General features: G+C 39.8%; 13 protein-coding genes. 3 read left to right on the top strand and 10 right to left on the bottom strand.

Annotation, left to right across the window (positions count from 1 at the left end; translation table 11 throughout):
• From QM928_RS05340 to QM928_RS05305, 8 genes are all read right to left on the bottom strand, one after another.
• Window positions 1–1,287: a homoserine dehydrogenase gene (locus tag QM928_RS05340; protein ID WP_414294714.1), complete on the bottom strand. Its 1,287-nt coding sequence runs from the start codon at window positions 1,285–1,287 to the stop codon at window positions 1–3.
• Between the two features lie 140 nt (window positions 1,288–1,427).
• On the bottom strand, window positions 1,428–2,150 hold the full coding sequence (gene yaaA / locus QM928_RS05335) for a peroxide stress protein YaaA (RefSeq protein WP_414294715.1): 723 nt from the start codon (window positions 2,148–2,150) through the stop codon (window positions 1,428–1,430).
• Window positions 2,151–2,229: 79 nt separating this feature from the next.
• The gene (locus QM928_RS05330; protein WP_060956070.1) at window positions 2,230–2,394 is read right to left on the bottom strand and encodes a DUF3953 domain-containing protein; all 165 of its coding nucleotides are present in this window, start codon (window positions 2,392–2,394) and stop codon (window positions 2,230–2,232) included.
• A 134-nt stretch (window positions 2,395–2,528) separates the two neighbouring features.
• Window positions 2,529–2,939, bottom strand: coding sequence for a peptide deformylase (locus tag QM928_RS05325; protein ID WP_414294720.1), 411 nt, complete (start codon window positions 2,937–2,939; stop codon window positions 2,529–2,531).
• Between the two features lie 109 nt (window positions 2,940–3,048).
• Window positions 3,049–5,733, bottom strand: coding sequence for a cation-translocating P-type ATPase (locus QM928_RS05320; RefSeq protein WP_414284202.1), 2,685 nt, complete (start codon window positions 5,731–5,733; stop codon window positions 3,049–3,051).
• Window positions 5,734–5,923: 190 nt separating this feature from the next.
• Window positions 5,924–6,892, bottom strand: coding sequence for a glycosyltransferase family 2 protein (locus tag QM928_RS05315; protein WP_414284204.1), 969 nt, complete (start codon window positions 6,890–6,892; stop codon window positions 5,924–5,926).
• The gene (locus tag QM928_RS05310; protein ID WP_153225023.1) at window positions 6,885–7,916 is read right to left on the bottom strand and encodes an acyltransferase family protein; all 1,032 of its coding nucleotides are present in this window, start codon (window positions 7,914–7,916) and stop codon (window positions 6,885–6,887) included. Before QM928_RS05310 ends, QM928_RS05315 begins: the two co-directional genes overlap by 8 nt.
• 1 nt (window position 7,917) lies before the next feature.
• Window positions 7,918–9,528 carry a hypothetical protein gene (locus QM928_RS05305; RefSeq protein WP_414294716.1) on the bottom strand — a complete coding sequence of 537 codons (1,611 nt, stop codon included), beginning with the start codon at window positions 9,526–9,528 and terminating at the stop codon, window positions 7,918–7,920.
• Between the two features lie 157 nt (window positions 9,529–9,685).
• Between QM928_RS05305 and QM928_RS05300 the strand changes: the two genes are divergently transcribed.
• The gene (locus QM928_RS05300) at window positions 9,686–10,876 is read left to right on the top strand and encodes a cation diffusion facilitator family transporter (RefSeq protein ID WP_371607602.1); all 1,191 of its coding nucleotides are present in this window, start codon (window positions 9,686–9,688) and stop codon (window positions 10,874–10,876) included.
• A gap of 40 nt (window positions 10,877–10,916) precedes the next feature.
• Here the strand turns inward: QM928_RS05300 and scrK are convergent, their stop codons facing one another.
• Together scrK and QM928_RS05290 are read right to left on the bottom strand one after the other, a co-directional pair.
• Window positions 10,917–11,804, bottom strand: coding sequence for a fructokinase ScrK (scrK, locus tag QM928_RS05295; protein ID WP_371607603.1), 888 nt, complete (start codon window positions 11,802–11,804; stop codon window positions 10,917–10,919).
• A 307-nt stretch (window positions 11,805–12,111) separates the two neighbouring features.
• Complete coding sequence (locus QM928_RS05290; RefSeq protein WP_075230624.1) at window positions 12,112–13,992, bottom strand: sucrose-specific PTS transporter subunit IIBC; 1,881 nt, start codon at window positions 13,990–13,992, stop codon at window positions 12,112–12,114.
• A 364-nt stretch (window positions 13,993–14,356) separates the two neighbouring features.
• Here QM928_RS05290 and QM928_RS05285 point away from each other — a divergent pair, with 364 nt between their 5' ends.
• Window positions 14,357–15,811 carry a sucrose-6-phosphate hydrolase gene (locus QM928_RS05285; RefSeq protein WP_414294717.1) on the top strand — a complete coding sequence of 485 codons (1,455 nt, stop codon included), beginning with the start codon at window positions 14,357–14,359 and terminating at the stop codon, window positions 15,809–15,811.
• Window positions 15,792–16,757, top strand: a complete 966-nt coding sequence (locus QM928_RS05280; protein WP_414274066.1) for a LacI family DNA-binding transcriptional regulator — start codon at window positions 15,792–15,794, stop codon at window positions 16,755–16,757. Before QM928_RS05285 ends, QM928_RS05280 begins: the two co-directional genes overlap by 20 nt.
• The last annotated feature ends 173 nt before the right edge of the window (window positions 16,758–16,930 follow it).

Below are 16,930 nucleotides of genomic sequence, written 5' to 3'. Positions count from 1 at the left end.
TTAGTCTCCTAAAACCTTGAAGGTGTTGAGAAGTTCAAATTCAGCTACACCCTTCAAAGCTGCTGTAATATTTTCAAGTTGCGCCTTGTTGATTTTATGAGTGATAATGACAACACGAGCCTTGCCTTCTTGCTTACCATCTTGAAGGATTTGCTTGAAGGAAATATCTTCTGCATTAAAGAGTTCAGCCAATTTCAAGACTTGACCTTTTGAATCTGGAGCCAAGATTGAGAAATAATAATTAGCTTTGACATCTTCTGGCTTAGCCAAGACTACTGGACGGTTGTATTCATTAAAGGCTTTTCCAATTGTTCCATCATTCAAACGACGAACGATACGGGCAATATCAGCCACAACACTTGTTGCAGTTGGTTTTTGACCTGCACCTGGTCCATAGTACATAGACTCGCCGATACCGATAGATTCCACAAAGACCGCATTCATAACACCGTTAACACTTGCGAGTGGATGAGCTTTAGGAAGGAAGGTTGGCGTAACCTCAGCAGCAATACCAGAAGCCGTTTCTTCGATAGAACCAACTAATTTAACAACATAACCAAGCTCTTGAGCTACTGCTACATCTTCTGGAGTGATGTTGCGAATTCCTTGGTGGCCTACATCTTCAAACTTGACATTCATCCCAAAAGCAAACTGGCTGAGGATGACCATCTTGTAGGCTGCATCAATCCCGTCAACGTCATTGGTAGGGTCACTTTCAGCAAAGCCAAGTCGTTGGGCTTCTGCTAAAGCATCTTCATAAGACCAGCCTTCTGTTACCATTTTGGTCATCATGAAGTTAGATGTTCCATTGACAACACCAAGAACACGTGTGATTTTATCTGATGCTAGTGAGTTAACCAAGGTACGAAGGATTGGGATTCCTCCCGCAACAGCTGCTTCGTAGTATAGGGCAACATTGTGAGCTTTGGCTACCTCAAGCAATTCTGCACCATGGACTGCTAAAAGATCCTTGTTAGCTGTCACGACGTGTTTCCCTGCTTCTAAAGCACGAGTGATAAAGGTTTTAGCAGGTTCGATACGTCCCATCAACTCAACAACAATCGTGATGTCTTTGTCTGACAAAATTTCATCGATATTTGTTACAAAATTAAAATCATTTCCTGCTTCAAGCAAGCGGGCTTTCTCTTGATCGTCTTTGACCAAAACTTTAGCTACTTCAATTTCTGACTGGGCTGCTTGAACAATTTTTTCTCTATTTTCCTTTAGTAAGAATGGCACACCACTGGCTACTGTACCAAATCCAAGTAAAGCAATCTTAACTGACATGTTTGTCTCCTTGAAATTTTCTAATAGTCCTATTATACCAAAATTGTGAGAAAATTCCTACCATTCTGAACTAAAAATAGAAGCATCAAATCATAAAAAAGCCTGCCCTGATTCAATCAAGAGCAGACGCTATTTTCAATCTATTTTACAAAGACCATTTCCTTGTCACTAGACAGGTCGTCTCGATAGGTAAAACCTGCAAAACTGAGCTTTTTAATCTCTTCAACCGAAGCTACCTGACCTTCCATCAAGGCTGTTAAGAAAGCCCCTCGGGCTTTTTTAGAAATGGTTGAGTGGATTTTTAGTTTTCCATCTCTATCTTCCATGAACTTGAAGGTCACCATTTTCTCACGGATTTCTTTAGGGAAGACAGTTTCAAACTCCGAAGACAAGAGTGAAAAGATTAGTTCTTCACCCTTCACCGACTCTTCATAAGCTGATTGCCAGTGACTTTTCAAGCTTTTCCCAGCAATTTTAAGCTTCATCAAAAAGTCCAGTCTGTGAGGTGCAATCGGTGCAAAGGCTGGAATCACACCGTAAAGAGCTGACGTTATCATGAGGTGTTTCTCCAGATAGGTTTGCTCCTCCTTGGTGAGATTTTCCCGTTTGATGTTGCGATACATGAGTCCATCAAAGAGGTGCAAGGCTGGATAGTTTGTCGCAGTTTCATTTTTCAAGGCCTGGATATGGTCATACTCCTCTTGCGCTTTTTCGGCAGATATTTTGTAAAAACTTTCCAGTTCTTGGGCAGAATATGTCGCTAATGCATCCAATACAGCCTGACTTTCAGGACGCAAGGGATTTGCTTCAAAACTAGGAACATTTGTATTCATTTCTTTTGCAGTTGGGATTAGAATTTTCATAGTCTTAGTGTAGCATATTTTTTTATGACTACCAAGGTTTTGCACCTAAAAACCTCGGTGACTACCGAGGCTTCTTTTCTTATTTTGGCAATCCTAACCAGATCGCAAAGAGAACGAGTGCTGTTCCAAGGCAACTTGTCAAGATAGATGAAAGAGTAACCTTTTTCTCCTTTAGATGAGAAAATCCTATCTTCAAAGCGAAAAGACCAAGCAACATCGAACCAATCATCAGATAAAATCCCATTTGACTGTCCTCCATTTATTATTCTTTCATTTATTATCACAAATTTCAAACAATAGTTCAAGAAAAACGAGGTTTTTTAGTTATGTAGTTTGAAAAATCATCCACTATTCTAGTGAAAGATAATCTGAACCTGCTTATATGATAATCCCTTCCAAATGATCCAATTCATGCTGACAGATCTGAGCAGGAAATCCTGTCAGGGTAATGGTTTGCTCTTGCCAATGGATATCCCGATAAGCCACAGTAATCTTTTCATACCGAGTTGTTGGTCTCCCTGCTGTCAAAGACAAACAACCTTCCTCTGTTTCGTATGACCCTTCAAAAGATTTGAGAACTGGATTAAACATAACCATGGGAATCATTCCGATATTAAAAATAATAACACGTTTTTGTACCCCAATCATATTGGCCGCTAGTCCAACACAGCTTTCTCGGTTAGCCTGTAGAGTATCCTGCAAATCCTTTGCTAGGGGTAAATCTTCCTGACTAGCAGGCTGGGATACCTGCGACAAAAACAAGATATCTTTTACTATTTTCTTTTCCAAGATTCTTTCCTCCATGCGATATCATTCTCCTTGATTATAGCATAAAATCTTTGTCAGTTTACCTTTATATACAAACAAAAAGCCATCCGAAGATGACTTTTCATAATGCTTAAATAGCGTTTTTATCTTTTCCAAGTGCTCGTTGGATTGCTTTGACAATCTCAACAAGGACTACAATCATAAGCGCTCCTACGGCAACAACCATCCATTGAGTCAAACTCAAGTGTGACACGTGGAAGAGACTGTTAAATCCAGGAACCAAAATTGTCACCACAAAGAGGACGAAGGCAACTGGGATAGACCAGTTAAAGGTCTTGTTGGTAAAGAGTCCCACTTTAAAGATAGATTGGTAAACCGACTTAACGTTAAAGGCATGGAGCAATTGGATCAAACCGAGAGTTGCAAAAGCCATGGTAAGGGCATCCGCATGGATTTCAGTATGACTTTGGTGCTCTGGGAAGAGAAGAGCCCAACCATAAACACCTAGAACTAGCATGGTTTGGAAGATTCCTTGATAAATGATTGCTCCGAAGACACCACCATCAAAGAAGTTAGACTTACGTCCACGAGGTTTGTGAGTCATAACGCCTGGCTCAGCTGGTTCAACCCCAAGAGCGATAGCTGGAAGCGTATCTGTTACCAGGTTAATCCATAGCAAATGCACTGGTTGAAGCACATCCCAACCAAATAGGGTTGCAAAGAAGATAGTGAAGACCTCAGCCATATTGGCAGACAAGAGGTATTGAATTGATTTTTGGATATTTGAGAAGACCTTACGTCCTTCTTCTACCGCTACGATAATGGTTGCAAAGTTGTCATCGGCAAGGACCATATCAGAAGCACCCTTAGAAACCTCTGTACCAGTAATCCCCATACCGATACCGATATCAGCTGTCTTAAGTGATGGCGCGTCATTAACCCCGTCACCTGTCATGGCAACAACCTTACCTTCTTTTTGCCATGCTTTCACAATACGAACCTTGTGCTCAGGTGATACACGAGCGTAAACAGAGTATTGTTTGAAGACCTTTTGGAATTCTTCATCAGTGAGTTCATTCAACTCAGCTCCAGTGAAGACATGGTCTTCTGTATCATTTGGATCGATGATTCCAAGACGTTTGGCAATAGCTTCCGCTGTATCTTGGTGGTCACCCGTAATCATGATTGGACGGATACCCGCTTCCTTAGCAACACGAACAGCTTCTGCAGCTTCTGGGCGCTCAGGGTCAATCATGCCGACCAAACCAGAGAAGATGAGGTCAGATTCAACAATTTCAGATTCCAAGGTTGGAATTTCGTTACTTGTCTTGTAAGCCATCATCAAGACACGGAGGGCTTGTTTAGCCAAGTCTTTGTTGGTTGCAAGGATAGCATTTTTATCTTCTTCTGTGATTGGGCGAACTTCCCCATTGACTTCAATACGAGTCACGCGCTTGAGCAATTGGTCAGGCGCACCCTTGACAGCGATAAAGTAAGAACCGTCTGCTTCCTTATGAATGGTAGACATGAGTTTACGGTCTGAGTCAAATGGCAATTCAGCTACACGTGGCTCATCCTTCAAGACTTCACGAACATCAAAGTTGTGGTCCAAACCAAACTGTACAAGTGCTGTCTCCGTTGGATCACCAATCAGCTTACCAGATGGGTCCACCTTGGTATCATTGGCAAAGTTCATGATGCGAAGGGTATTGTTGCTAGCAGCAATCTCAGCTGCTGAGCTTTGCAATTGACCATTAGTATAGACTTTTTCAACCGTCATTTGGTTCATGGTCAAGGTACCTGTTTTATCAGATGCGATGATTTCTGTTGAACCAAGTGTTTCAACCGCTGGTAATTTACGAACGATTGAATTACGTTTGGCAAGGGTTGTTGTTCCCAAAGAGAGAACGATGGTTACAATGGCAGGGAGACCTTCTGGAATCGCCGCAACCGCAAGGGCTACTGCAACCATCAAACCTTCTAATGGATGTTCCCCACGGACGAAGACACCAACCAAGAAAGTGATAATCGCAATCACAACGATTAAGTAAGTCAAGGCTTTAGATAATTGTTCCAAGCTTTGCTTCAATGGGGTTTCAGTCTCATCGGCATTTGCCAACATATCCGCAATCTTACCAACTTCTGTATACATACCAGTATTGGTTACGACACCAATACCACGACCGTAAGTTACGTTTGAGTTTTGGTAACCCATATTAACGCGGTCCCCAATACCAGCATCTGCTTCTACCACTTGAGTAATATCTTTTTCAACTGGTACAGATTCACCAGTAAGAGCAGCTTCTTCGATTTTAAGAGACGCCGCTTCAAGCAAACGCATATCGGCAGGCACCACATCTCCAGCTTCTAGCAAGACGATGTCCCCAGGCACCAATTCTTTTGAGTCAATCTCAATGACATGACCATCACGACGAACACGAGCCATGGGGCTAGACATATTTTTCAACGCTTCAATCGCTGCTTCTGCTTGCCCCTCTTGGTAAACACCAAAGGCTGCATTCAAGACAACAACGGCCAAGATGATAATGGCATCTGTTAAACCGTCCATCCCTTCTGTAATCACAGAAAGTGCCGCTGCCGCTAGCAAGATGATAATCATCAAATCCTTAAATTGATCTAGGAATTTAGCTAGCAGGCTACGTTTTTCGCCCTCTTCTAACTCATTACGACCATAAGTCGCTAAGCGTTCTTGAGCTTGAGCAGTTGACAAACCTTCGACAGATGAGTCCAAATTCTTTAGGACCTCCTCAGAAGATTGCGTGTAAAACAAATCTTTATTTTGTTCTTTTGACAAAACAGTCTCCTCCTTTTTGGCCTCTTTTTACAAAAAAAGAGACCTGTTTTTTAAAAAAACAAGTCTCGCTGTTTAATATAGTGCCGGAAATAATTCGGAATGACGACACTATCGCGGTTAACCGCCAGCTACTCCCTTGAGTAGTTCTATTATAACAGATTTTCAAAAGTTTTCAAGTGTTGGAGTGGAGTTAGTCATTATTCTCATCATAGGTGCGGTCGCTGATAATATATCTTGGACGTTGTTTCGTTTCTAGATAGATTTTTCCGATATATTCCCCAATTACACCAAGACTAATGAGTTGAACCCCGCCAAGTAAGCTTACAATGGCGTAGGTACTGGCCCATCCAGCTACTACTGTACCAACAAATTTGCTCCACAAAACCCAGATGATCAACAAAAAACTAAACAGTGAAGTCATAACTCCCAAGCTAGTAATCAAATGGATTGGTTTAATCGATAAGCTAGTAATTCCATCCATAGCTAGACCAAGCATTTTAGAGAGTGGATAGTGACTCTCACCAGCAATCCGCTCATGGCGTTTATAAGTCACGTAGGAATACTTAAACCCTACAAGAGGCATAATGCCTCGAAGAAATAAGTTTACTTCTTTAAATTTAGCAAGTTCATGAATAAAACGTTTGGAGACTAAACGATAGTCAGCATGATTAAAAACGACATCCGCTCCAAATAGTTGCATCACCTTATAGAACCCCTCTGCTGTAATACGTTTAAAAGCCGAATCTGTCTCTCGGTTATCACGAACGCCGTAGACAATCTCTGAACCTGACTTATATTCAGCAATCATCTGATTCATACAATCAATATCATCTTGACCATCTGCGTCAATGGTAATCACGATATCCGCAAATTCTGCAGCTTCGTACATCCCAGCAAGAACACTACTTTGATGACCACGGTTTCGACTTTGAGAAATACCTACAACAAATGGATTCGATGAAGCATATTCTTGGATAAGTTCCCAAGTTTTATCCTTACTGCCATCATTCACATACATGACCTTACTATTTGGATGAACCTCTTGATTTTTCACAAGCTCCTCTATTTTTCCCACAAACATTGGGTTAGTATGAGGCAATACCTGCTCTTCGTTATAACATGGAATCACGATATATAAAATCGGATTATTTCTACTCATTTTTGTCTCCTAACCTCTTAAATCCAAAAGGGAAATTAGTCCCTCTAAATACTCTGACAATCAATTCACACCCTACCAAAGTCAATATTGTCACAACACTTGTTGTAATATAGGCATTCACAAAAATACCGGTATATCTTGTAGATAATTGTAAAACTAATTTTTCTACCAATACTAAAACAATCGGGGCATGGACACCATAGTAAATCAAGGTTCTTTGACCGATTGATTTCAAGAGAGTCATTTCAGGAATTGACTTAAAGAATATGAGGGTGGACCATATACCTGAAATTGCAGCAATGTAAAACAAGAGATGGTTTCCAATCTGTTGATAGTAAAGATCAACAATCTGTTTCCCGCTCAAATTATAGTTTAGTTTACCTATCACCATAGTTAGCAATAAGGCAAGCGGCAAATAATAAATTGCAAAAAACTTTTCCATCTGCGCTAAATATTTTCTCACTCCGACACCTAAGAGTGTAAAGATAATGGCTACAGGGACCAGGTCAATATTCCAGATAAGATAAAAATGCCAAGCATAGATTTTTTGCCCTAAAATGACTAGAAGCAAGAGTGATACACTAATCAAAAACCATTGGATAATGGTCCATTTTTTTCTGAGAATAAAGTAACTAAAAACATGTGCTAAAAACATGACATTCAGAAACCATAACTGAAAATAAACATGCAAGCGGTCTGACAACAATAACTGTTTAGTAAAATGAATAAGATTAAAACTAAACACTTGTTCAGGATACATGACAAAGAGTTGAAAGAGAAAAACAAAAATATTCAGGCAAAAAAAGGGAACGACCAAACTTTTCACCTTGCTAAGAAAATATTCCTTAAATGTTTTGTATTTAGTGACATTTAAAGTAAAACCTGACAAGAAGAAAAATAAGGGGATATGAAAAACATAGAGGAGTATTTTTGCACCAAGAGGCACAAAACTGCTATGCCCTATAATAACAAGTATAATCGCTAGCCCCTTAGCCATATCTAGGTAACCTATGCGCTTTTTCATCCTATCTATCTTCTCCTGTTCTTAGTCGATAAAGATTCATATCAGAAGTGACCAACTCAACTTCTTCAAAATAAATATCTTTCTGGTAATGTTCTTTCATAATTTTTTTGACCCGATCCATATTTCCTGAGGAAGGTGACCAAAAGAATAGGATGTTCTCCTTATCTAAAGCCGATGAAAGAAGATTACTAGGGTCCTCCACATTGTAGTTTTCCATTAATTGATAGTAATGTGGCGAAAAAGTTTGCCAATTACCTAAGGTTGTTGTATTTTCAATTAACTGATCAGGCTTCATTCTAATCGTAGCCAAGCTTGGTTGAGAATTGACAAGTGTTCCATAACCGCCAAAAACAAGCAATTTATCAGAATGTTTTTCCACTACATCATGATACTCTGATATCATGGATGATTGAATGATTGGGAACCAGTAAAGTTCTTGTCCCACACTATTTACCCAGGCCATACTCGCCAGCATTCCTACAAGTTGTAGACTATAAAAAATTCCTCTTTCTTTCAACAGTTTACGCTTATTGTAAAATAAGGGCGCATAGTAGACGAAAAAGATTAAAAAGCTAACGATAATCGGGATATAAACACGTTCTACTACTCTCTGCCTAACAAATAGTGCACCGATGAGTGCAAATGGAACAAGCGGGAGTAACCAGCCATAGACTTTCTTAGGCTTGAAGAACAAAAACCAGCCAACCATAACAAGAAGAAAGGTTGTCAAAATAATGTTTTGGAAATAATCTTTCACCATCTGAAATACATTAAAGGAGTACTTCTCAGAGAAAGAACGTACGGATTGAATTTTTGTTAACAACTCATTGTTCAAAGCATCTTTTTCAGCAAATAACCAGTAGGTTGAAGCAGATAAGTCGTTTTCACTGACCCCCAATTCCTGAAATTCCTTGGCATGCTTCTCATAATCAATTGCAGGGAAATCTCTCAAATTGGTACTCAGAGTATTCCAAGTTAGGTATTCTTGAACATCTGGTTTCGTTAAGGTGTAAACTTTATTAGAAGCAAAGATAAGTAAAATAAGAGCAGATAATACGAAAAGCTCTTTTTTCTTTTTCTCTTTGATTACTTCAAAAACTAGAAACGGCAGTAAAAGTAGCAATAAACTGGCAATGATTTGCGGTCTAATCGACAATCCAATCAGAGACAACAGAGCTCCTACGATGTATTTTCTATCGAATAATAAAAGTATCCCTGCTGTAGACAACAAATAAGCAATTACTGAAAACGAGAAATACTTCATCAAAATCATTTGAAGTATAACAAGTAGGGGAAGAACAAAATAAAGTTTCTTCCTGAAAAAAGAATCCAAGTATACACTAAAGCTCAAGCAAAAACTAAGGGCTAGGAAAATAAAATAAACATTCCAAGTTGTAAACAATTGCTGAAGGAATACTAAAGCAGATGACAACATAATCCCAATGTAAGGGAGCAACATATTATCACCAGATAGTATGGTTTGATTGACCATGATATCATCTACGACTGGATATTCAAAGCCTTTCATCAATCTATATCCATAAAAAATAAAAAATGGTAGCACAATCAAACCAATGCGAATCATTCTATCTGTGATTTGTTTTTGGGTCATGGAAAACTCTCTCTAAAATTATGATTACTTTATATTCTATCATATTTCAATCAAAAAATCTGTTGAATCTATGCAAATCTCCCCAACCACTCCATTTGAATTTTCCTTACAAAACCAGTATAATGATAGAATACAAAAATTCTAGGAAGAGAGTCAGATGAATCAATCAGTTTCAAACTTGAAATTAGCTGAGCGAGGTGCTATTATTAGCATCTTGACCTACCTTTTCTTGTCAGCAGCTAAGTTAGCAGCGGGCCACCTCCTTCACTCGTCCAGTTTGGTGGCGGATGGTTTCAACAACGTTTCTGATATCATCGGAAATGTTGCCCTCCTCATAGGGATTCGATTGGCCCGACAGCCAGCAGATAGAGACCATCGTTTCGGTCACTGGAAAATCGAGGACTTGGCAAGTCTTATCACTTCTATCATCATGTTCTATGTTGGTTTTGATGTCTTACGAGATACGATTCAAAAGATTATCAGTCGCGAAGAAACTGTGATTGACCCACTTGGAGCGATTTTGGGAGTGGTTTCTGCAGTGATTATGTTTGGAGTCTATCTCTACAACACTCACCTCAGCAAGCAATCCAAGTCTAAGGCACTGAAAGCAGCTGCCAAGGACAATCTATCAGATGCGGTCACTTCACTTGGAACCACTATCGCCATCCTAGCCAGCAGTTTTAACTTCCCTCTCGTGGATAAATTGGTTGCCATCGTTATCACCTTCTTTATCCTCAAAACTGCCTACGATATCTTTATCGAGTCATCCTTCAGCCTTTCAGATGGTTTTGATGAGCACTTGCTCGAAGATTACCAAAAGGCTATCATGGAAATCCCTAAGATTAGCAAGGTCAAATCACAACGGGGTCGTACTTATGGAAGTAATATTTATCTAGACATTACTCTCGAGATGAATCCAGACCTCTCCGTTTTCGAAAGTCACAAAATTGCAGATCAGGTTGAATCCATGTTATCAGAACGCTTTGGCGTCTTTGATACCGATATTCATATCGAACCAGCACCGATTCCTGAAGATGAAATTCTAGATAATGTCTATAAAAAATTGCTCATGAGAGAGCAACTAATTGACCAAGGAAATCAATTGGAAGAATTACTGGCTGAAGATTTTATTTATATTCGCCAAGACGGACAAGAACTAGACAAGGAATCCTATAAGGAGGAAAAAGAACTAACCTCTGCTATCAAGGAACTTCACTTGACCTCCATTAGTCAGAAGACAAAACTCATCCGCTATCAGATTGGTGACACCATCCATACAAGTATCTGGCGCAGACATGAAACTTGGCAAAATATATTCCATCAGGAAACGAAAATTGAAAAAGACTAAAGAAAGAGGCCGAGATAAATCTCGACCTCATTTTTTTTACTTATTTTGCTACGCTCTTAGCAAGAACGAAGTTTCCAAGTGTAGCCGAACCATTACCTGCAACAGCTGGTGTCACGATATAGTCGCGTACATCCGGAACTGGTAGGTAACCATTGAGTAAGGATGTGAATTTCTCACGCACACGGTCAAGCATGTGTTGTTGGGCCATAACCCCACCACCAAATACGATAACGTCTGGACGGAAAGTTACAGTTGCGTTTACTGCTGCTTGAGCGATATAGTAGGCTTGAACATCCCATACAGAGTTGTTAAGTTCGATGTTTTCACCACGAATTCCTGTACGAGCTTCTAAGCTTGGACCAGCCGCAAAGCCTTCCAAACATCCTTTGTGGAAAGGACAAACACCGTTGAATTCTTTTTCAATATCCATTGGGTGTTTAGCCACATAGTAGTGTCCCATCTCAGGGTGACCCACGCCACCGATAAACTCACCACGTTGGATAACACCAGCTCCGATACCTGTACCGATTGTGTAGTAAACCAAGTTTTCGATTCGTCCACCTGCGTTATTACGTGCTACTACTTCACCGTAGGCAGAACTGTTTACGTCTGTTGTGAAGTACATTGGAACGTTTAGAGCGCGACGGAGGGCACCAAGCAAGTCCACATTTGCCCAGTGAGGTTTTGGAGTTGTTGTGATAAAGCCATAAGTCTTTGAGTTTTTGTCAATATCAATGGGACCAAATGAACCAATTGCAAGACCTGCAAGATTATCAAATTTTGAAAAGAACTCGATGGTTTTATCGATTGTCTCGATAGGAGTTGTTGTTGGAAATTGTGTTTTTTCTACAATGTTAAAGTTTTCATCACCGACAGCACAGACAAATTTTGTACCGCCCGCTTCCAAGCTTCCGTATAATTTTGTCATGATAAACCTCTAGTTTTTATTTTCTCTATTATAGCATATTTCAAGAAGGAAAGTTGCTCTATATTTTAGTTTTTCCTCTGTAAATTTTACGATTCAATCAAAAACGAACAAACATGACATTTGTTCGTTTTTTGATCTATTAAATCGAAAGTAGTGTACTCAATGAAAATCAAAGAACAAACTAGGAATCGAGCTGCGGATTGCTCAAAGCACGGCTTTGAGGTTGTAGATAGAACTGACGAAGTCAGTAACACATACATACGGCAAAGCGAGTATGACGCAGTTTGAATTTGATTTTCGAAGAGTATTAAGCTTTAACTTCGATGATTGCATCACCTTTAGCAACTGATCCAGAAGCAACTGGATTTACTGAAGCAAAGTCTGCAGTGTTTGTCACGATAACCATTGTTGTGTTATCAAGACCTACAGCAGCAATCTTAGCTGAGTCAAATGTTCCAAGAACATCTCCAGCTTTAACCTTGTCACCTTGAGCAACTTTTTGGTCAAATCCTTCACCGTTCATTGAAACAGTGTCGATACCCACGTGGATCAAGATTTCAGCTCCGTTTGCAGTTTTCAAACCATAAGCATGTCCTGTTGGGAAGACGATTGTCACTTCAGCATCAGCTGGGGCGTAAACAACATCTTGACTAGGTTTTACAGCGATACCTTGTCCCATAGCTCCACTTGAGAAGACTGGGTCATTAACATCTGAAAGGGCAACTACGTCACCAACGATTGGTGTTTGGATTGTTTCGTCTGTTAGCTTAGATGCAGTTTCTACTACTTCTTCGCTAACTTCAGGCTTTTTTACAGTTGATTCTCCATCAGTTTCATCTTCATAACCAAACATGTAAGTAAGAGCAAAACCAAGAGCGAATGATACAGCTACCATAAGAAGGTATTGTGGAAGTTGTCCGTTACCAATGTAAAGCATTGTACCAGGGATGATTGTGATACCATTACCAGTACCAGCAAGACCAAGGATAGATGCCAATCCACCACCGATTGCACCAGCGATCAATGAAAGGAAGAATGGTTTACGGAAACGCAAGTTAACCCCGAAGATAGCAGGCTCAGTAATACCTAGGAAGGCAGAAAGAGCAGCTGGGAAAGCAAGTGTTTTAAGTTTTGGATTTTTAGTTTTCACACCAACGGCTACTGTTGCAGCACCTTGAGCAGTCATGGCAGCTGTGATGATAGCGTTGAATGGGTTAACATGGTCAGTAGCAAGCAATTGAACTTCAAGCAAGTTGAAGATGTGGTGAACACCTGATACGACGATAACTTGGTGAACTCCACCAATCAAGAAACCACCAAGACCAAATGGCAAGTTAAGGATAGCTTTTGTTCCAAGAAGGATATAGTTTTCAACAACGTGGAAGACTGGTCCGATAACAAACAAACCAAGAATTGACATTACGAGGAGTGTTACGAATGGTGTTACCAAGAGATCAAGTACATCTGGAACCACTCTACGAACAGCTTTTTCAAACTTAGCTCCGACAACCCCGATGATGAAGGCCGGAAGAACTGAACCTTGCAAACCAACAACTGGGATAAATCCGAAGAAGTTCATAGCAGTTACTTCACCGCCAGAAGCAACAGCCCAGGCATTTGGAAGTGAACCAGAAACGAGCATCATACCAAGAACGATACCAACAGCTGGGTTACCACCAAATACACGGAAGGTTGACCAAACAACCAAACCTGGCAAGATAATGAATGCTGTGTCAGTCAAGATTTGAGTGTAAGTTGTAACATCTTCTGGAAGTGTCATTCCAAGAGCATTCAAGAGACCACGAACACCCATGAAGAGACCAGTTGCTACGATAACTGGAATGATTGGAACAAAGACGTCACCAAAAGTACGGATGGCACGTTGGAACCAATTTCCTTGTTTAGCAGCTTCTGCCTTCATCTCATCCTTAGATGTCGTTGGCAAACCAAGAGCTACGACTTCATCGTACATCTTGTTAACTGTACCTGTACCAAAGATGATTTGGTATTGACCTGAGTTAAAGAAAGCACCTTGAACTTTTTCCAAGTTCTCAATAGCATCTTTGTTAATCTTCGCTTCATCTTTCACCATAACACGAAGGCGAGTAGCACAGTGAGCTACACTGTTAACATTCTCACGTCCGCCCAAGGCTTCGATGACTTTTTTTGCAATTTCTGTATTGGTCATTTGCAAAAATCTCCTTATAAAAAAATTTGTTCTTGTTTGAAAGCGATTTTACTCGCCCCACGAATATTATTCTATCACGTTTAAAAAATATGTCAAGCGTTTTGCAGAAAAAATTTTGCTATTTTTTATTTTTTGATTGTTTTTGCTATTTTTTTCATCAACACAGCCATAACACCCTCTAAAATCAAGGTTTTTACTTTAAAGTTTTTCAAAAACTTTCATATTTTCATCATTTTCCATAAAATTACGTTTCCAAACTCTGTCAATCGTTTGACATTTTTTTCTTTAATTTAGTGTAAAAGACTTGCTTTTTTATAAGGAAACGTTTACTATTAAGATAGTAGAATTTATGGAGGAAATAGAAATGGAATGGACTACTGAACGTCGTTACAGACGTTATGAAGATTGGACACAAGAAGAAAGAAAAGAAATCCAAGAAAAGATGGCGCAATCCCCATGGCATGTCAGCTATCACATTGAACCAAAGGAAGGACTTCTCAACGATCCAAACGGTTTTTCTTATTTTGATGGTAAGTGGATTGTCTTTTACCAAAACTTCCCCTTTGGAGCAGCCCACGGCTTGAAATCTTGGGTTCAACTTGAGAGTGACGATTTGGTGCACTTTACTGAAACAGGTGTTAAAATCTTGCCTGATACTCCACTGGATAGCCACGGCGCTTACTCTGGATCTGCTATGCAATTTGGCAACCAATTGTTCCTTTTCTATACAGGAAATGTCCGTGATGAAAACTGGGTTCGCCACCCTTATCAGATTGGTGCCTTGATGGATAAGGACGGTAAGATTGAAAAAATTGACAAAGTTTTGATTGATCAACCTGCTGATGCTACTGACCACTTCCGCGATCCACAGATTTTTAACTTTAAAGGACAATACTACGCAATCGTTGGTGGACAAGACCTGGAGAAAAAAGGATTTGTCCGTCTCTACAAAGCAGTCGATAACGATTATACAAACTGGCAAGAAGTTGGTGATTTGGACTTCAACAATGACCGCACTGCCTATATGATGGAGTGCCCAAATCTTGTCTTTGTCGGAGAACAACCTGTCCTTCTCTACTGCCCACAAGGTTTGGATAAAAAGGTTCTTGACTATGACAATATCTATCCAAATATGTATAAAATTGGTGCTTCCTTTGATCCTGAAAATGCACGTATGGTAGATGTTTCTGAACTACACAATCTAGACTATGGTTTCGAAGCATATGCCACTCAAGCCTTCAATGCCCCTGATGGACGCGCTCTTGCTGTTAGTTGGCTTGGTTTGCCAGATGTGTCTTATCCATCTGATCGTTTTGATCACCAAGGGACTTTCTCATTGGTCAAAGAATTAACCACTAAAGATGGCAAACTCTATCAGTATCCTGTAGCTGCTATCAAAGAACTCCGTACCTCAAAAGAGGAATTTTCAAATCGTTCTGAAACCAAAAACACCTACGAACTCGAACTTAACTTAGCAGTTAATAGTCAAAGTGAAATCGTTCTTCTTGCAGATAAAGACGGTAAGGGACTCTCCATCAATTTTGACCTTGTCAATGGTCAAGTTACTGTTGACCGCAGTCAAGCAGGTGAGCAATATGCTCAAGAATTTGGAACTACTCGCTCATGTTCAATCGACAACCAAGCTACTACTGTAAATATCTTCATCGATAATTCAGTCTTTGAAATTTTCATCAATAAAGGAGAAAAAGTATTTTCTGGTCGTGTCTTCCCTCATGAAGATCAAAATGGAATCCTCATTAAATCTGGAAACCCAACTGGAACATACTACGAATTAGAATATGGTCGCAAAACTAACTGATGTCGCAAAATTAGCTGGCGTCAGCCCTACTACTGTTTCACGTGTTATCAATAAAAAAGGTTATCTGTCTGAAAAAACTATTCAAAAGGTCAATGAAGCTATGCGGGAGTTGGGTTATAAACCCAACAACCTAGCTCGTAGCCTCCAAGGGAAATCAGCCAAGTTAATTGGGTTGATTTTCCCAAAAATCAGCCATGTTTTCTATGCTGAATTGATTGACAAATTGGAACACGAACTCTTCAAAAAAGGCTACAAGACAATCATCTGTAACAGTGAGCACGATTCGGAAAAAGAACGTGAATATCTTGAAATGCTAGAAGCCAACCAAGTGGACGGCATTATCTCTGGTAGCCATAACTTAGGGATTGAAGACTACAATCGCGTAACAGCTCCAATTATTTCTTTTGACCGTAACCTATCACCAGACATTCCTGTCGTTTCCTCTGATAACTATGCTGGTGGAGTCCTTGCAGCTCAAACTTTAGCGAAAACTGGAGCTAAGTCTGTCATTATGATTACAGGTAATGATAACTCCAATTCACCAACTGGACTTCGCCATGCTGGTTTTGCTTCAATCTTACCCAAGGCTCCCATTATCAATGTTTCCAGTGACTTTTCACCCCTTCGAAAAGAAATGGAAATCAAAACTATCCTAACCAAACAAAAACCAGATGCTATTTTCGCATCAGACGATTTAACAGCCATCTTGGTTATGAAGATTGCTCAGGAACTTGGTATCTCTGTTCCAGAACAACTCAAGGTTATTGGTTACGATGGAACTTATTTTATCGAGAATTTCTATCCTCACCTTACTACCATTAAACAACCCTTGGAAGAAATTGCTCGCCTGACAGTTGATTTACTCCTTCAAAAAATCGAAGGAAAAGAAGTTGCCACAACCGGTTATTTCTTACCAGTTTCCCTCCTACCAGGAAAAAGTATTTAAACAAAAAGAGTCTGAGACAAAATAGTTCTCAGACTCTTAATTTAGTGGCTCTATAATATTTGTAGTGGGTAAATCCCCTATAGATATTATGGAGCCTATTTTGTTGTAGAAAAAAAGTCCCATATGACCTATAATGAAAAGCGACAAAACAACTCATTAGAAAGATTCATATG

It is taken from the genome of Streptococcus infantis (genome assembly GCF_047460405.1).
GTDB lineage: Bacteria > Bacillota > Bacilli > Lactobacillales > Streptococcaceae > Streptococcus > Streptococcus infantis_Q.
Note: the sequence above shows the minus strand (reverse complement) of the source record. Positions and strands in the feature narration are given on the sequence as shown.